The 15433-nt window shown below is 68.4% G+C and carries 17 protein-coding genes; 3 read left to right on the forward strand and 14 right to left on the reverse strand.

What is annotated here, in order from left to right:
- Positions 1 to 6: 6 nt before the first annotated feature.
- Entirely contained in the window at positions 7 to 2337 is a 2331-nt protein-coding gene (locus E2493_RS08560) for a DUF4838 domain-containing protein (RefSeq protein ID WP_225421250.1), read from the forward strand.
- Between the two features lie 286 nt (positions 2338 to 2623).
- On the opposite strand, the gene E2493_RS08565 is transcribed toward E2493_RS08560, so the two are convergent.
- From E2493_RS08565 to E2493_RS08575, 3 genes are all read right to left on the reverse strand, one after another.
- Complete coding sequence (locus E2493_RS08565; RefSeq protein WP_167737453.1) at positions 2624 to 3295, reverse strand: PilZ domain-containing protein; 672 nt, start codon at positions 3293 to 3295, stop codon at positions 2624 to 2626.
- Positions 3296 to 3401: 106 nt separating this feature from the next.
- The gene (locus tag E2493_RS08570) at positions 3402 to 3815 is read right to left on the reverse strand and encodes a hypothetical protein (protein ID WP_135085724.1); all 414 of its coding nucleotides are present in this window, start codon (positions 3813 to 3815) and stop codon (positions 3402 to 3404) included.
- Positions 3816 to 4038: 223 nt separating this feature from the next.
- Entirely contained in the window at positions 4039 to 4275 is a 237-nt protein-coding gene (locus tag E2493_RS08575; protein ID WP_135085726.1) for a hypothetical protein, read from the reverse strand.
- 364 nt (positions 4276 to 4639) lie between these two features.
- Between E2493_RS08575 and E2493_RS08580 the strand changes: the two genes are divergently transcribed.
- The gene (locus tag E2493_RS08580; protein ID WP_135085728.1) at positions 4640 to 6091 is read left to right on the forward strand and encodes an ABC transporter substrate-binding protein; all 1452 of its coding nucleotides are present in this window, start codon (positions 4640 to 4642) and stop codon (positions 6089 to 6091) included.
- 21 nt (positions 6092 to 6112) lie between these two features.
- Entirely contained in the window at positions 6113 to 6544 is a 432-nt protein-coding gene (locus E2493_RS08585; protein WP_191992981.1) for a DUF4112 domain-containing protein, read from the forward strand.
- 8 nt (positions 6545 to 6552) lie between these two features.
- Here E2493_RS08585 and nadC read toward each other — a convergent pair whose 3' ends face one another.
- From nadC to E2493_RS08640, 11 genes are all read right to left on the reverse strand, one after another.
- A complete protein-coding gene (gene nadC, locus E2493_RS08590; RefSeq protein WP_135085731.1) occupies positions 6553 to 7398 on the reverse strand; it encodes a carboxylating nicotinate-nucleotide diphosphorylase in 846 nt (281 codons plus the stop codon).
- Positions 7395 to 9497, reverse strand: a complete 2103-nt coding sequence (locus E2493_RS08595) for a prolyl oligopeptidase family serine peptidase (RefSeq protein WP_135085836.1) — start codon at positions 9495 to 9497, stop codon at positions 7395 to 7397. The genes nadC and E2493_RS08595 overlap by 4 nt, the downstream gene beginning before the upstream one ends.
- Before the next feature lie 98 nt (positions 9498 to 9595).
- Positions 9596 to 10597 carry a quinolinate synthase NadA gene (gene nadA, locus E2493_RS08600; protein ID WP_135085733.1) on the reverse strand — a complete coding sequence of 334 codons (1002 nt, stop codon included), beginning with the start codon at positions 10595 to 10597 and terminating at the stop codon, positions 9596 to 9598.
- Positions 10598 to 10652: 55 nt separating this feature from the next.
- Positions 10653 to 10943 (reverse strand): hypothetical protein, encoded by a 291-nt coding sequence (locus E2493_RS08605; protein WP_135085735.1) that lies wholly within the window; start codon positions 10941 to 10943, stop codon positions 10653 to 10655.
- Positions 10940 to 11803 carry an MBL fold metallo-hydrolase gene (locus E2493_RS08610; RefSeq protein ID WP_135085737.1) on the reverse strand — a complete coding sequence of 288 codons (864 nt, stop codon included), beginning with the start codon at positions 11801 to 11803 and terminating at the stop codon, positions 10940 to 10942. The genes E2493_RS08605 and E2493_RS08610 overlap by 4 nt, the downstream gene beginning before the upstream one ends.
- 83 nt (positions 11804 to 11886) lie before the next feature.
- Positions 11887 to 12312: a hypothetical protein gene (locus tag E2493_RS08615; RefSeq protein ID WP_135085739.1), complete on the reverse strand. Its 426-nt coding sequence runs from the start codon at positions 12310 to 12312 to the stop codon at positions 11887 to 11889.
- Positions 12309 to 13781: a M56 family metallopeptidase gene (locus E2493_RS08620; protein WP_135085741.1), complete on the reverse strand. Its 1473-nt coding sequence runs from the start codon at positions 13779 to 13781 to the stop codon at positions 12309 to 12311. Before E2493_RS08620 ends, E2493_RS08615 begins: the two co-directional genes overlap by 4 nt.
- A complete protein-coding gene (locus E2493_RS08625; RefSeq protein ID WP_135085743.1) occupies positions 13778 to 14143 on the reverse strand; it encodes a BlaI/MecI/CopY family transcriptional regulator in 366 nt (121 codons plus the stop codon). The genes E2493_RS08620 and E2493_RS08625 overlap by 4 nt, the downstream gene beginning before the upstream one ends.
- Before the next feature lie 292 nt (positions 14144 to 14435).
- Complete coding sequence (gene grxD, locus E2493_RS08630; RefSeq protein WP_135085745.1) at positions 14436 to 14774, reverse strand: Grx4 family monothiol glutaredoxin; 339 nt, start codon at positions 14772 to 14774, stop codon at positions 14436 to 14438.
- Between the two features lie 19 nt (positions 14775 to 14793).
- Positions 14794 to 15027, reverse strand: a complete 234-nt coding sequence (locus E2493_RS08635) for a BolA family protein (RefSeq protein ID WP_135085748.1) — start codon at positions 15025 to 15027, stop codon at positions 14794 to 14796.
- Positions 15028 to 15040: 13 nt separating this feature from the next.
- The gene (locus tag E2493_RS08640; protein ID WP_135085750.1) at positions 15041 to 15367 is read right to left on the reverse strand and encodes a DUF1476 domain-containing protein; all 327 of its coding nucleotides are present in this window, start codon (positions 15365 to 15367) and stop codon (positions 15041 to 15043) included.
- Between the last annotated feature and the right edge of the window lie 66 nt (positions 15368 to 15433).

A 15433-nucleotide genomic window follows, 5' to 3' on the forward strand; every position in this document is an offset into this window, starting at 1 on the left:
GCCAGGATGATCGGCGCGGCCGGGGTGCCCGAACTGGTGATCGCCGACGGCAAGGCGGCGCGCGCGGCCATCGTGATCGGCGCCGACCCCGGAGAATGGGAGCGCCGGGCCGCCGCCGATCTGCGCAAGTACATCGGCATGATGAGCGGCGCGGCACCACAGATCGTCACCTCCGCGCCCGCCGATGCGCCGGCGATCGTGATCGGCAGCGCCGCAGCGGCGGCCGACGCCGTCACCCGCCAGGCGCTGCTCGACAGGACCAAAAAGGATGCGCTCGTCCAGTCCGACGCGATCTCCGTCCGCCGCGAGGGAAACCGGCTCTACGTCGCCGGCTCTAACGATGAATCCCATTATTTCGCGGTCTCGTGGCTGCTGCAGCAATGGGGCTGCCGCTGGTACATGCCGACCGCATTCGGCGAATTCGTGCCCGAGCACCGGCGCCTCTCCGTCGGCCGGCTCGACTTCGCCTACGCGCCGCCCTTCGAGATCCGCCGCTACTGGCTCGCCTGGAACGGGGACACGACCGGCGCCGACGAGTTCCGCCACCGCAATTTCATGTCGGAAGCGACCGCCCCGGGCTACGGCCACGCGCTCGATCAATATACCGCGGAGCTCGCGCCGCCCGGCGGCACCCATTTCAACGTTCCCTTCTCCGCGCCCGGGACGGCGGAGCATGTCGCCGCGCGCATCGAGGCGGACTATGCCGCCGGGCGCGACATAAGCCTGGCGATCGCGGACGGCAGCTATGTCAACGAGGATCCCGGCGATCGGGCGCTCGGCGGCGATTACGACCCCTACATGCTGAAGCCGTCGCTGACCGACGCGATGCTGACCCTGTACAACAATGTCGCGCGCATCCTGCGGCAGAAACATCCGGACAGCGCTTCGCTGCTCGGCGGCATGGCGTATGTGAACGTCACCCGCCCGCCGCTCAAGGTGAGGACCGTCGCACCGAATCTGGTGATGTGGATCGCGCCGATCGACATCGATCCGAACCATGCCATGGACGATCCGCGGTCTCCGCCCCGCAACGAATATCGCGAGATGGTCGGGCGCTGGTCCGAGCTGATGGACGGCCGGTTGGCCATCTATGACTATGATCAGGGGATGCTCGTGTGGCGGGACCTTCCCAATCCGTCCCACCACGTCTTTGCCCGGGATGTGAAGATCTATCGGGACCAGGGAATCCTCGGCGTCCAGACCGAAAGCCGGGGCGCTCTGGCGACCACGTTCCTGAACCTGTTCTTTCGTGGGCAGTTGATGTGGGATCCGGACGCCGATCCGGACGCGTTGCTGGAGGAGTTCTACCCGGCCTTCTATGGCCCCGCCGCCGCCCCGATGCGCCGCTATTGGGGACGCATCTACGAAGCCTGGGCGCGGACCAACGTCACCGAACACGAATATCCTGCCATCCCTGCGATCTACACGCCTGCCCTCGTGCTCGCCCTGCGCGACGACCTCGCGGCGGCCGAGGCGGCCCTGACCCGATCCGGCCACCGCAGCCGGGACCGCGAGGCCTACAGGGAGCGGATGCGCTTCACCCGCGCATCGTTCGACGCGATCGCCGCTTATGTGGAGACCGTCACCGCTGCCGCACGCGATGCCGACTATGAAGCGGCGACGCGCGCCGGAGAGAAAGCGATTGCGGCCCAGACGGCGCTGCGGACCCTCAACCCTCTCTTCACCTCCCCGCCGATGGGCGGCGAGGAGCAGAGCCCAGCCTGGCTGCAGGGCGAGGTTCGGCAATATGCCTCGTTCCGCGGACTGCAGGATGGAAGCTCAGGACATCTGGTTGCGCGGCTCCCGCTGAGCTGGATGTTCAAGGTCGAGACGCCATTGCCGGCAGACTGGCGGTATCGTGGGCAACAAGGTCCCGGGCCGGCCAGCGCTCCGCTCCTCGACGAGGAAGCAAGCGTCGGCACGGGCTGGCGGCCGGTGCGCTCCGACCTCTATCTTCAGGGCCAGGGGGTGCTGGCGGAGGGCGGCCAAAGCGCGCTCGGCCATTATTGGTATCGCACCGAGCTGAACCTGAGCGAGGCCGACGCGCGCGCCGGCGCGCATCTGATGTTCCCCGGCCTGTTCAACGAGTCCTGGCTCTACGTGAACGGGCGCCTGGTCGGGCACCGGGGCTATGACGAGCCCTGGTGGCTCACCGACTATCATTTCAGCTGGGATGTCGATCTCGCCGGTCACCTGCGGGCTGGAGTGAACCGGATCGCGCTCCGCGGCTTCAACCCCCATCATTTCGGCGGAATGTTCCGGCGGCCGTTCCTCTACCGGCTCGTGCCGAATGGCGGATCAGGCGCGGGAGCGATGCCGCCACCATCGGGCCACTAGCCAACCGACCACCCCTGCCGTCGCGGCGGCGCCGAGGATTGCGACGGGCACAGGCCGGCCGGCTCTCGGGACGGCGAGGTCGAGCAGCCACATCCAGAATTCGAGCGCGACGAAGAAGAGCAGGCATATCAGCGCGGCAAGCAACAATTTCCGCATCGCGCCCCGCTCCGTGGGATGCGCCCGGTGAAAACCAGGCGGGCCGGCCAACTCTGGGCGGGGCTATGCCGGACGCGCATAGACCCGGCAAGTTGGACCTGCCGCCTCGGGCCCTCGCTTTCCTGCTCTCTCAGGAGCGGGCGAGGTCGTAGCCGCCCTCACCCAGCGGCGTCTGCCGCAGCGCGGCCGCCCCGGCGAGCCATTCCGACAGCGCCTCGAACCCGAGCGGCTGGAGGAACCGGATGGCAGCGAAATCGCCCTCGACCCGCGTGATCGTGCCGGCGATGGCGCCGTGCCAGCCGCGGAGCGCAACCTTCAGCGCATCCCCTTCGACGAGGATGTCGTCGGTCTCGATCCCGATTCCGTCCTGGGAGATGTTCCGCGCCGTCACGAACAGGATCTGATTGCCGATCTGGAGCCTGGCCCGGGCCGCGATCGAGATTCTCGGTGCGGCGCGGCGATGCTGACCATCGCCGCTGTCCAGCCAGGCCTGGACGTCGACCGGCTCGTCAAAGGTGACGCCGATGCAGCCGCCGTCGACGCTGCCGACCGTGCATTCCTTTGCCTCGTTGCCGAAGTCGAACATGATCCGCTCGCCGACGACAACCGACGCCCGTGTCTGCGCCGTGAGGCTGCGCGAGGAAATGCTCCTGACCAGGCAGAGATATTCGCCCCGAGCCCCCGAGAATTTCGCCATCCGGTAGACCGATATCGGGCGCCGCTGCCGCAGCTGCTCGGCCGAGACGATTACCGCATCCTGAGCAGTCTCGAGCGCCGATGCGCGCCCCCGCTTGTTGGCCATGACTCCCCCACATGTCCGCCAGGCCATGCGCGATGCGTGGCCGACCGCCTTTTCTACCCTCAACATGGTTGACGAAGCGTTAGCCATGACGGCGAACGTGCCGCCGTCAGCCGATTTCCTCGAACTCCGCGTCGACGATCGGCTCAGCGCGGGGCGGCGCCGGAGCTGCGAACTGGATCGTCGTCCTTGCCGGCCGTGGGTGGGGAAAGAGCAGGCGCACGTGCGCGGCCAGCAGGAGCATCGTCGGCAGCGCAACCATCAGGGCGACATCGCGCGCACCCGCGCGGATCTCCGCCCGGTCGAGCCCGCCGTCCACATAAGCGGAACCGACTTCGTTGCCGCCGGCGACGAGCAAGAGCAGCAGCCATGGCCAGAGACTGGCGATCGGTCGCCGCAGCAGAAGGGCGCAGAGCAGGTGCAGCGGCAGCGAGGCGAGCACGCGCAACGTATCACCGTCGAGGCCGGATTTCCCGATGAGGAGCGTCTTCAGGTCCAGCCAATATTGCACGGTGCCGCTCATGCGGGTTCCGGGCCTGGATCACAAGCGCCGCAGGTCAGCCCGGGAGCGCCGCTCCCGCAGGACGCCGATGGGCGGACCGCTCGGCAAAGAGGCAGGAAAGCCATGGGCCAGCATGCGCCAGGCGAAGCGAGATGATCCGCCAATAAGAAAGGGCGCCGCAAGCCCGATCTCGTTCCGAGACCGAGGCCTGCGACGCCCTCAATGACCCTCGGGGGTCGTCCGATTACGGGGTAACCGGCTCGACGTCGTCGTCACCGAAGATGTCGTCCTGGAAAATGATCAGCAGGCCGAGAACGGTGAAGAACACAGCGCCGAACACCAGGCCGTTGCCCGAGCGCAGCTCGCTGTCGGACGAGACGGTCTCGGCCGCGGGAGCCGGCGCGCTCTGCGCGAGGACTCCGGTGGTCGGCGCCACGAGCATAGCGCTCGCGACCAGACCGGTCAGAAACTTAGAAGCCATATTCGAATCTCCCCTTGGGACCACGGCACGCGAACGAGCCGAGCAGGACACCTAATGAAAGCGGCGAGAAGGTTCAACTCCTCTGCCGCTTGCAATAGCATTTTAGCGGATGCAGCGCGAAAAAAATAGTCCCTGCGCTGCAAAGGCCACAATTTCGGCTCTCGCCGAGCCTCGGCCTACCCCATAAGCGCAGGCTAGATCGTTGAATAGACGAGATTATGCAGAATAGCTCCAGTATCGTCCGCCATTCCTCCGAAGTGGCGGGGAATCTCGCCGCAGCGCAGCAATCGGAGCGCCGGGAGCCCGGCGGGCACGCCGGCTCTGCAATTCCGCGTGCCGCTGCGCTATCGAGCCCGGCATGGTGATGACGTGGCGACTTGCGGCGGCCTTGTGCGCTCTGGCGACGGTGACCGGCTGCGGACAGACGGATACCGGCCCGATCGCGGTGAGCGGGATCGGCGGCACGCCAAAGCTGGCGAACCCGAATCTCGAGCGGCTCGATCCGCCCTCCGCCTTCCTCGTCGAAGCCGCCGCACAAGGCCTGGTCCGCTTCGATGCCGCGGGCGAGATCGAGCCTGCCCTCGCCCAGCGCTGGATCCTGTCAGATGACGGCTTGCGCTACACATTCCGTTTGGCGCGTGTCAGCTGGAGCAACGGTACGCCGGTCAAGGCGGAACAGGTGGCGGCGCGGCTGCGGGCGGCAACCAGCGCGTCGAGCCGCAATCCGCTGAAACCCATCCTCGGCGCCATCGACCAGATCGTCGCAATGACCGACGAGGTGCTGGAGATCAGCCTCAAGTCGCCGCGGCCAAATTTCCTGCAGCTTCTCGCCCAGCCGGAAATGGCAGTTCTGAGGAACGGAGAGGGATCGGGGCCCTACCGCATCCTGGGGCCGCGGGGAGACGCGATTCTGCTGTCGCTCCCGCAAGCGGAGGAAGAGGGCGAGGACGGAACCGAGGCGAAGGCGCCGCCGATCCTGCTTTCCGGCAGCGGCGCGGCAAGCACGATCGTTCGCTTCCAGCAGCGGGAGGTGGACCTCGTCCTCGGGGGGAAACTGGACGATCTTCCCATTGCCCGCGCCGCCGGTCTCTCCACCGACGCCCTGGTCTTCGATCCGGCTGCGGGCCTATTCGGCTTGAGCGTCGCATCGGTCGAAGGGCCGCTCGCCCGCGCCGAAATCCGCCAGGCGCTCAGCATGGCGATCGATCGCAGCGCACTCGCCAGCCTGCTCGGCGTGCCGACCCTGCAGCCGCGCGAGACGCTGATGCCCGCCGGGGTCGAGAGGCTCTCGCCGGCTGCACCCGCCTGGTCCGGATTGCCGCTCGCCGAGCGCCGCGCGCTCGCGGCGCGAACCCTTGCAGGCGCAGCGGCAGGCGGTCCGCTTCGCCTCCGCGTGGCGGTTGGCGACACGCCCGGCCATCGCCTGCTTTTCGCAGCCTTGCGCCGGGACTGGGCCGCGGTGGGTGTGGCTGCCGAGCGGGTCGATCCCAGTGCGAGGAATGCCGATCTCCGCCTGATCGACGAAGTTGCGCCGATCGGACTGGCCAGCTGGTATTTGCGGCACTTCGGCTGCGATGCCAGTCGGGTCTGCGATCCCACCGCCGACGAGATGATGGCGGCGGCGCGGATCGCCCCGACCGCGCAGGTCCGGCGCGGCCTGCTGGCCAACGCCGATCGGATCCTCACCGATGCAGCGCCGTTCATTCCGCTCGCGACGCCGATCCGATGGTCGCTGGTGTCGCCGCGCCTGACCGGCTTTCGCGCCAATCCTTTCGCTCGCCATTATGCGGGTGAGCTGATCCGCGGGCAGCCCTGAGGCGGGAGAGGGAGAGTGACGATGCGTCAGGAAGATTTCGACAGGATGGCCGGCCAGCTGCCGCTGGGCCGCGATCCGGCCTCCGTGCGGAGGCGGCTGGAGGCGATGGAAGCGCTGCTCGAGCGCGCCTTCGTCCTGCCCGGGACCAGCTATCGGGTCGGTCTGGACGCATTGGTCGGCCTGGTGCCGGTCGTGGGCGATCTCGTCACCACCGCGATGGGCGCCTGGCTGGTCTGGGAAGCGCGCAATCTCGGCATGCCCAAGTTCCATCTCGTTCGGATGGGCGGCAACGTGGGCTTCGACGCGCTGATCGGCGCGATACCTTTGGTCGGCGACGTGTTTGACTTCGCCTTTCGCTCGAACAGCCGCAACCTCCGGATCGTCAAGCGCTGGCTGGACAAGCATCATCCGGAGACGCGGCTGATCGAGGGCGAGGTGATCGACCGGCGCTGAGCCGGACGTCAGAGCGGCGCGAAATCGAGACCGATGTCCGCCGCCGGAGCCGATTGCGTGATCCGGCCGACCGAGATGAAGGTCACGCCCGTTTTCGCCTTGCCGCGAATGCTCTCCAGCGTGACTCCGCCGCTCGCTTCGGTCGGCACGCGTCCAGCGACGAGGGCGACTGCCTGGCGAAGCGCAGGCGGATCCATGTTGTCGAGCAACAGGTGGGTCGCGCCTGCGGCGAGCGCGGGTTCGATCTGGTCGATCGTGTCGACCTCGACGATGATCCGCTCGATCCCGGCGGCAACGGCGCGGCGGACGGCCTCTCCCACGCCGGCGGCGACCGCGACATGATTGTCCTTGATCATCGCCGCGTCCCAGAGCCCGATCCGATGGTTCCGGGCGCCGCCCATCCGCGTGGCATATTTCTCGAGCAGACGCAGGCCGGGCAGCGTCTTGCGCGTGTCGAGCAGGGTCGCGCCGGTGCCGGAGATCGCGTCGACATAGGCGCGGGTCAGCGTCGCGACGCCGGAGAGATGCTGCAGCGTGTTGAGGGCGGAGCGCTCCGCGGTGAGCAGCGCGCGCGCTCTGCCGGTCACCCGGAGCAGGTCGGTTCCGGCCGGGACGCTGTCCCCCTCGCCGACCAGCAGCTCGATTTCCGCGTCGGGATCGAGCGCCCGGAAGAAGGCGGCGGCGATCGGAAGGCCGGCGACGACGATCGGGTCGCGCGTGTCCATCACGCCGCGAAAACGGGCGCCGGCCGGAATGACGGCATCCGACGTGATGTCGCCTCCGGGGCCGAGATCCTCGGCCAGTGTGGCGTCGACGAAAGCCTGGAGATCGAAGCCCGCGATCGGGTTGCTCACTTCCCCGCTCCGCCGAGCTCGCGTTTCAGATAGGCCATCAGCAAGGCCGCGCGCTTCGCATCCTCGGCATGGTCCGCGCCGACCGAATGGCCGCCCTCAAGATATTCGTGGAAGTAGAAGCGATTGCCATACTCGCCCAGGCGCGCCGCCATCTTGCGGGCATGCCCCGGGTGGACGCGGTCGTCCTTGGTCGAGCTGTAGAAGAAGACCGGCGGGTATTTCACGCCCCGGCGGACGTTCTGATAGGGCGAGTAACGGGACATGAAGGCCCAGTCCTCCGGCTTGTCGGGATCGCCATATTCCCCGATCCACGAAGCCCCGGCGAGCAGGTGGGAGTATCGCTTCATGTCGTGCAGCGGCGAGCCGGAGATCACCGCCGAGTAGAGGTCCGGACGCTGGGTGAGCGCGGCGCCGACGAGAACGCCGCCGTTGGACCGCCCGGAGATGCCGATCTTGCCCTTGGCGCTGACGCCGGTGCGGATCAGATCCTCGGCGACGGCGTGAAGATCGTCGAAGCTCTTCTGGCGGTTCTCGCGGAGCACCGAGCGGTGCCATTCCGGCCCGTATTCGCCGCCGCCGCGGATGTTGGCGAGGACGTAGGCATTGCCCTCCTCGACCAGGAACATGCCGAGCGGCCCGGCACGATATGGTTGGCCAGTGAGATAGGTCGGCGTCTGCGCCGCGCGGAACCCGCCATAGGCATGGATCAACGCCGGCACCGGCCCTTTCAGGCCCTTCCTGCGAGCCAGGAAATAGGGAATGCGGGTGCCGTCCTTCGACGTGGCGAAGCGCTGCTCGACGGTGAACCGGCTGGCGTCGAACCTGGCGGGCAGGCTCTGGACGATGGCCGGGGCGCCCGCAAAGCCGATTGCGTAGAGCGCCGGCGGGCTCAGCATGCTCTCGACGGTGGCGAACGCCGTGTCCGAGGCGCCGGCGGTCGAGAGCAGGCTCACCGTGCTGTTGGCCGGGAGCGCGGCCGCCGACGAGACCCAGCGGCCGTCGGCGCCGCGGCGCAGCGCGAACAATTTGCCCGAGACGTCCTCGAGCGCCTTCACCCAGAGAACGTTGTCCGAGCTGGCGACCTCCTCGATCGCCTGCCGGGCGCTCGGCGCCATCACCAGCTCCGGGGTCGCGGCGCGCCCCGCGGCAACCTCCTCGAGGCTGTAGGCGACCAGCGCGCCTTCCGGGAACGTCCGGCCGCCGGCCTCGAGCGGGCTCTGCAGCTTGGCGATCAGGCGGCCGCCGAGCACGTCCTCGAACTCGGCATCGTCGGGCAGCGGCACCGGCACGAGCGTGCCCGCGGACGTGAGCAGGCGATGCTCGCTGGTCCAGAACGTCTTGCCGCGGCGAACGAAGACCCAGCGGCGCGCACCATCCTGCACGGCGACGGGCGCGGTCGAGACGTCACCCTTCTCGCCCTCGAAGATCGTGCGCGCGGACGCGAGCGGCGTGCCGCGCTTCCACAGCTTGGCGATCCGTCCGTAGCCCGACGTGGTCAGCGACTCCGGCCCGAAATCGGAGACCACCATCAGCGTGTCCGCATCGACCCAGGAGACGTAGCTCTTCGCCTCGGGCAGGACGAAGCCGCCATCGACGAAACGGCCGGTCTGGAGATCGAACTCGCGCACCACGTCCGCATCGGTTCCGCCCGGACTGAGCGAGATCAGGCAGCGGCGGTAGTCGGGGGCAAGGCAGTCGGCCCCGTGCCAGACCCAGCTCTTGCTTTCCTGCTTGCCGAGCGCGTCGACGTCGATGACGGTGCGCCATTCAGGCTTGCCGCTCCGGTAGCCGGCGAGCGGTGAGACCCGCCAGATGCCGCGCGGATGCGCCGCATCGCGCCACAGATTGGCGACGAGATCGCCCATCACCTGGTCCGGCGTGGCGATCTGCTGCTCGTCGTCGAGGATTGCGCGTGCGCGACTCTCGTAGCTCGCGAATTTCGGGTCGCTGGTGAGCAGATCCTCGGTGGCGCGGTTCCACGCCTTCACCTGATCGAGGGCCCGCGCGCCCTCGACCTCCTCCAGCCAGAGGTAGGGGTCTTCGGCGCTGGCGGCGGCAGCCGGCGCCGCCGGCTGTGCGGCCTGCGCCGCGGCGATCATGAGCAGGCCGGCAGCGGCGGTGGAAGCGAGGAGACGGTACAAGGGCGAGACTCCGAGTGAGGGCTTTCCCCGTCTCTCCCTTCCCCCGCCCCCGGGCGTCAAGAGCCGGAGAAGATCGGGCGCCCGACGTCGCCCTTGCCGACCGTCCCGCCGGCCATTTCGAGCATCCGATCGAGCGACCTTTTCGCGGCGACGCGCAGCTCCTCGTCGATCTCCACCCGCGGAGCGAGGTCGCGCAGGGCGAGGTAGAGCTTCTCCATCGTGTTCAGCGCCATGTAGGGGCACATGTTGCAATTGCAGTTCCCGTCGGCGCCGGGCGCGCCGATGAAGGTCTTGTGCGGCGCCGCTTTCTCCATCTGGTGAATGATGTGCGGCTCGGTCGCGACGATGATCACCTCGCTCTCCGAGGCGAGCGCATAGTCGAGGATAGCCTTGGTCGATCCGACCTGATCGGCATGATCGAGAATGTGCGGCGGGCACTCGGGATGGGCGAGGACCGGCGCTCCGGGATGCTGGGCGCGAAGCTTCAGCAGCTCGGTCTCGGAAAAGGCTTCGTGGACGATGCAGACACCCGGCCAGAGCAGCATGTCGCGCCCGGTCTTGCGCTTGAGATAGCCGCCGAGATTCTTGTCCGGCCCGAAGATGATCTTCTGGTCGGCCGGGATCTGCGCGAGGATGTTCTCCGCCGACGAGCTGGTGACGATGATGTCGGAGAGCGCTTTCACCTCGGTCGAGCAATTGATGTAGGTGAGGGCGATATGGTCGGGATGGGCCTCGCGGAAGGCCTTGAACTGATCGGGCGGGCAGCTGTCCTCCAGGCTGCAGCCGGCGGCCATGTCCGGCAGCACGACGATCTTGTCCGGCGAGAGGATCTTGGCCGTCTCCGCCATGAAGCGCACGCCGCAAAAGGCGATCACCTCGGCGTTGGTCGCCGCCGCCTTGCGCGACAGATCGAGGCTGTCCCCGACGAAATCGGCGAGGTCCTGGATCTGAGGCTCCTGGTAATAATGGGCGAGGATGACCGCGTTGCGCTCCTTGCGCAGGCGGTCGATCTCGGCGCGCAGGTCGAGACCGCGAAGATTGGCGTTCGGTGCGTTCATATCTTCCCTTTATCAGAGGCGCTCGCGCGCCGCCTGCCTTTCGCGCAAGACATCCTCATACGACCGCGACCGCTCGAGCTGCGAAGGATCCGGGCCGGTCAAGGAAGCGGACGGCGACGTTCGCGTCCTTCCCGGCAGCCTTCAGCGGCATCGCGAAGCTGCGCTCGATCGCGCGCCGCGCCGCGTCGCGGGCGAGCCGCATCGGAACCGGCTGCAGGCTCGCCGCCGCGAGCATCTCCGGATCGGGGCCGCGGAACCAGTCGCCGACCCTCAGCGAGGCAACCAGCAAGCCGCCGAGGATCATGCCGGAGATCAGGGCCGGAAGAAGGATCGCGCGCCGCCTCATGCCGGCTGCCACGCCTCGCCTGCCCGGCGGACGAGGCCGCGCGAGTGCATGTCGATGAGATGCGCCAGCACCGACCGCGCGGCGGCCGGATGAAGCCGGGAATCGACGTCGCGGTAGATGATCTCCACCATCGGCGGGATCGCCTGCTGCCCCTCGCGAAGAAGGTCGAGGATCTGGCGCTCGCGGCCGCGTCGGTGCGCGATCAGCCGATCAAGGTGAGCCTGGGGATCCGTGATCGCCGGTCCATGAGCGGGATAGTAAAGGCGCTCGGCGCGCGTCCGCAGCCGCTCCAGGCTGGCCATATAATCGGCCATGTCTCCGTCGGGCGGCGCGACCACGGTGGTCGACCAGCCCATGACGTGATCGCCGCTGAACAGGGCCGAGGCCTCCGGCAGCGCGAAGCAAAGGTGGTTCGACGTGTGGCCCGGGGTCGCGACCGCCTCCAGGGTCCAGCCCGGCCCGGCGATCCGATCGCCGTCGCCGAGCACCCGATCGGGCGAATAGTCGACATCGAAAGCATCGTCGGCACGCGGTCCCTCGTCGTCCAGGGCAAGGGCGGCGCAGCCGACGATCGGCGCGCCGGTCGCGGCCCGAACCGCGCGGCTCGCCGGGCTGTGGTCGCGATGGGTATGGGTACAAACGATCGCCGCAACCCGTTCATCGCGGATGGCAGCGAGCAGCGCCTCGACATGGGCGGCGACGTCGGGGCCCGGATCGATGATCGCGACTTCGCCTTCGCCGATCACATAGGTCTGGGTGCCGGTGAAGGTGAACGGCGAAGGATTGGGCGCGAGCAGGCGCCGCACCAGCGGCCCGAGCCGTTCGATCCTGCCGGTGGGCCATTCGTCCATGGCCGCCATGTGGCATCGCCGCGGCACAAAGCCAAGGGATGCGCAAAGGGCGGAAGGCGTTGCGCCTCCCGCCCTTCTCCAGGGTCGCAGCCCTATTTCGTCTCGCGCAGCCGGGCGATCGCCTGCTCGAGCGCCGTCTCCACCTTCGCCTTGTGCTCGGCGCTGAGATGGTCGTCCTTGCGGATCCGCTCGAGCGTCTCCTCGAGCCGCTTCGTGCGGTCGGCGGAGCTCAGCTGGGTCGAGCAGACCAGGATCCGGGTCCGCTCCTTGTCGCTGCGCTCGTCGATCTCGCTGCGCTCACCCTTGCATTCGGACATGGCCAGGTCGCGACCGCGGCGGATTTCCTCGATCCGGCGCTCGGCGTGCTCCTTGCCCTCCCCGTCCTTGATGACGATGATCCGCTGGATCTCCTTCCTCTCGCCCTTGCCGTCGGGCTCGCGGGCGAGCGCCGCCGCCGCCGGGAGCCCGAGCAGGGCTGCGGCGGTGACGCCGTTCAGGAGAAATCTGGCCTTGTTCATTTCACACACTCCCCAATCGTGCCTTCGTCGTTCCAGAGTGCCGGGGCTCGCGACTGCAGCCCGCGCAGCTCGACCTTCGCCTCGAGGATGCGGGCGAGCGCCTCGATCGTCATCGCCCCGCCCTGCCCTTCCACTGCCTCGCCCACGCGCTCGATGGCTTCCTGGAGCTCGTGGGCCGGCTGGAGCGCCGGGGCACCGAGCGCCAGGCGGTCGGCGAGCCGCTCGCGCTCGATCCGGATCACCCGCCGGACGTGGATCGCGCGGTGCGGCGGCGCCGCCTCGGCGAACTGCGGCGCGGGATCGACGCTGGGCGACGGAGCGACCGTCGCGACCAGCGCCACGGCCGGAGAGGCCGGAACGACCGGCGCGGCCAGGCGCACGAGCTGCGACACGGCGCTGCGACGGGCGTGATGCGCCTTCGCCCGGCGGACCGGCCTCGCGTCGGCCCGAGCCGGCCGCAGCGGCGCGGCAGCCAGGGCCGGCGCGACGGTGAGAGCGCGGCTCTCCGGGCCCTGGGCGATGAGCAGCCCCTGCGGCGCCGCCGCCGCGAAATCGGCAAGGGCGGCGGCCTCGGCAGGCACGTGCTCCGGCTTGCCGACGGCGAACCCTGCCGTCGCGAACAGGGCCAGCGCGGCCACGCCGCCGGCGCGCCGGGCGCCGCTGACGCGGTGGCAGCGCATCATCCTCAGCCGCAGCTTCAGCGCGTCGGCGCTGTTCAGGGCACAGGCGCCGATCAGCCCCGGCCGGCTCGCCGACTTGACCATCGCCCGGGCATAGTCTGAGCGCTCCTCCGCGCTCGCCCGCGCCGCGACGGCGGCATCGCAGGAGAGCTCCTGATCGGCGCGGAAGGCGCGGAAAGCCGCCCAGGCGATCGGATTGAACCAGTTGAGCGCGAGCAGGGTGGTGGCAGCCATGTTCCACCAGATGTCGCCGCGACGATGATGGGTGAGCTCGTGCTCGAGCGCCAGCCGCCGCTCGACGACGTTGTAGCGCAGCAGGAAATCGGACGGCAGCACGATGCGGCGCTGGACGAGGCCGAGGGCGAGCGGCCCCTCCGCCGCTTGGCTCACCAGCGTCGTGATCCCGCCGTAGCTGGGCGGGCGCGCGGGCCGCGCGCTGGCCCTGAGCCGCTGCACGAAATCGCGAGAGGCAAGCCACTGCAGCGTCATGAAGATGACCGCGCCGCCGGCCCAGATGGCAAGCATCAAAGGCACCCACTGCCCAGGTCCGGCGTCAGCCGGCAACGGCGCGGCACTCCCTGTCGCCACCGGCGTGAAGGCGGCGACCGGAAGAGCAATATCGGGCGTGAGCTGCGGCAGCGGCGGCAGCGCGACCCGGGCGGCGGGAACCGTCCAGAGCGCATAGGCCCAGCCCGCTCCGAACATGCGCGTCACCGGCCCGCGGATGACGAGCACCAGCAGCATCAGGAAGGTGACGGTGAGAAGGGTCTCGACGAGCCAGCCGATCATGACTTGAGCTCCCGCAGCAGTTTCTCGATCTCGGCGATGTCGGCCGGGGTGAGGCGGTCGCGCTCGGCGAGATGCGCGACCAGAGGGGTCACCCGTCCGCCGAACATGCGGTCGATCAGGCGGCCGGATTCTTCGGCGACATAATCCTCGCGGCGCAGGACCGGCCGATAGAGATAGCGCCGACCGTCTTCCTCGTGGGACAGGACGCCCTTGCCGAGAAGCCGAGACAGCATCGTCTTCACTGTCGCGAGGCTCCAGCCCCGCTCCGCCGGCACGCGCTCTGAGACTTCGGCCGCGGTGAGCGGCGACTCCTCCCAGAGCACCTCCATCACCGCCAGCTCGCCTTCGGCTATGCGTTCCATCGACGATGTCTCCCCTTGTGACTACAGATGTAGTCACTCGCTGGGTGAACGCCCGATGAATGTAACCGTCAGAAAGGTGCTGCTGTCGGGAGGCTTTACAAGAAGCAAGAACGGTTAATCGCCGTGAACCATCGCGAGCCGCGGAAAACCGGCTTTGGCATGATCTGGCACGCGGCGTGTATCTCTATCCGCGTCCACTTTGCTTCCAAAGCAAGAGGCGGGCGGCGCATCCGATCGCGCCGCCCGCCTCACTCATTTCAGGACCTCGCAAAGGCGCCGCGGCGGCACCGGATCAGGCGCGATCCTCGGCCTTGGCGACCTGCCGCTCGGTGAGGAGCTGCTGGAGCTCGCCGGCCTCGAACATCTCCATCATGATGTCGGAGCCGCCGACGAACTCGCCCTTCACGTAAAGCTGGGGAATGGTGGGCCAGTCGGAATATTCCTTGATGCCCTGGCGGATCTCCGCGTCCTGGAGCACGTCGACGGTGTCGAACGCGACGCCGAGATGATCGAGGATGGCGACCGCCCGGCTCGAGAAGCCGCACTGCGGGAAGAGCGCGGAGCCCTTCATGAAGAGAACGACGTCCTTGTTGCGGACGATGTCGTCGATGCGGCTGGTGACGTCTGACATGATCTGATTTCCTTGGGTCTCAATCGGGTGTGGCGGTGGTCAGCTGGAGGGCGTGCAACGCGCCCCCCATGCGTCCGCCCAGCGCCTCGTAGACGCGCTGGTGCTGCCGGACGCGCGGCATCCCCCTGAAGCTTTCCGCCACGACACGGGCGGCATAATGATCGCCGTCACCGGCGAGATCGGTGATCTCGACGCGCGCGTCGGGAATCCCCGCCAGGATCAGCTTCTCGATGTCCTCGGCCGCCATCGGCATCGCGCCCGGCTCCTCAGCCCAGGGATTCGATCAGCTGGCGGCGGGCCTCGGCGGTCTTGTGCTCGAGCGCGGTGCGGATCCGCGCCTCGTCGCAATCGATCCCCGCCGACGTCAGGTCGCCGAGCAGCTTGCGCACGACGTCCTCGTCGCCGGCTTCCTCGAAATCGGCGCGGACCACCTCGCTGGCATAGGCATCGGCTTCGGCCTGGGTGAGGCCCATCAGGCCGGCAGCCCAATGACCGAGCAGCTTGTTGCGCCGCGCGGTGATCTTGAACTGCATCTCCTGGTCGCGGGCGTATCGAGTCTCGAAGGCCCGTTCGCGATCGTCGAAAGTGGTCATGACGCTCCCTGCTCTGTCTTTCCCCGTCAGATAGGCGTCCCGGCCTTCCGGTGCAATCGACGGCGG

The sequence above is a fragment of the Sphingomonas parva (ex Maeng et al. 2020) genome (assembly GCF_004564275.1).
GTDB lineage: Bacteria > Pseudomonadota > Alphaproteobacteria > Sphingomonadales > Sphingomonadaceae > Allosphingosinicella > Allosphingosinicella parva.

Excerpts from the sequence above, each read along its gene's own strand:
- E2493_RS08560 (WP_225421250.1), top strand. The coding sequence starts at position 7 with ATGATCGGCGCGGCCGGGGTGCCCGAACTGGTGATCGCCGACGGCAAG.
- E2493_RS08565 (WP_167737453.1), bottom strand. The coding sequence starts at position 3,295 with ATGGCCAACAAGCGGGGGCGCGCATCGGCGCTCGAGACTGCTCAGGAT.
- E2493_RS08570 (WP_135085724.1), bottom strand. The coding sequence starts at position 3,815 with ATGAGCGGCACCGTGCAATATTGGCTGGACCTGAAGACGCTCCTCATC.
- E2493_RS08575 (WP_135085726.1), bottom strand. The coding sequence starts at position 4,275 with ATGGCTTCTAAGTTTCTGACCGGTCTGGTCGCGAGCGCTATGCTCGTG.
- E2493_RS08580 (WP_135085728.1), top strand. The coding sequence starts at position 4,640 with ATGACGTGGCGACTTGCGGCGGCCTTGTGCGCTCTGGCGACGGTGACC.
- E2493_RS08585 (WP_191992981.1), top strand. The coding sequence starts at position 6,113 with ATGCGTCAGGAAGATTTCGACAGGATGGCCGGCCAGCTGCCGCTGGGC.
- E2493_RS08595 (WP_135085836.1), bottom strand. The coding sequence starts at position 9,497 with ATGATCGCCGCGGCGCAGGCCGCACAGCCGGCGGCGCCGGCTGCCGCC.
- nadA (WP_135085733.1), bottom strand. The coding sequence starts at position 10,597 with ATGAACGCACCGAACGCCAATCTTCGCGGTCTCGACCTGCGCGCCGAG.
- E2493_RS08605 (WP_135085735.1), bottom strand. The coding sequence starts at position 10,943 with ATGAGGCGGCGCGCGATCCTTCTTCCGGCCCTGATCTCCGGCATGATC.
- E2493_RS08610 (WP_135085737.1), bottom strand. The coding sequence starts at position 11,803 with ATGGCGGCCATGGACGAATGGCCCACCGGCAGGATCGAACGGCTCGGG.
- E2493_RS08615 (WP_135085739.1), bottom strand. The coding sequence starts at position 12,312 with ATGAACAAGGCCAGATTTCTCCTGAACGGCGTCACCGCCGCAGCCCTG.
- E2493_RS08620 (WP_135085741.1), bottom strand. The coding sequence starts at position 13,781 with ATGATCGGCTGGCTCGTCGAGACCCTTCTCACCGTCACCTTCCTGATG.
- E2493_RS08625 (WP_135085743.1), bottom strand. The coding sequence starts at position 14,143 with ATGGAACGCATAGCCGAAGGCGAGCTGGCGGTGATGGAGGTGCTCTGG.
- grxD (WP_135085745.1), bottom strand. The coding sequence starts at position 14,774 with ATGTCAGACGTCACCAGCCGCATCGACGACATCGTCCGCAACAAGGAC.
- E2493_RS08635 (WP_135085748.1), bottom strand. The coding sequence starts at position 15,027 with ATGCCGATGGCGGCCGAGGACATCGAGAAGCTGATCCTGGCGGGGATT.
- E2493_RS08640 (WP_135085750.1), bottom strand. The coding sequence starts at position 15,367 with ATGACCACTTTCGACGATCGCGAACGGGCCTTCGAGACTCGATACGCC.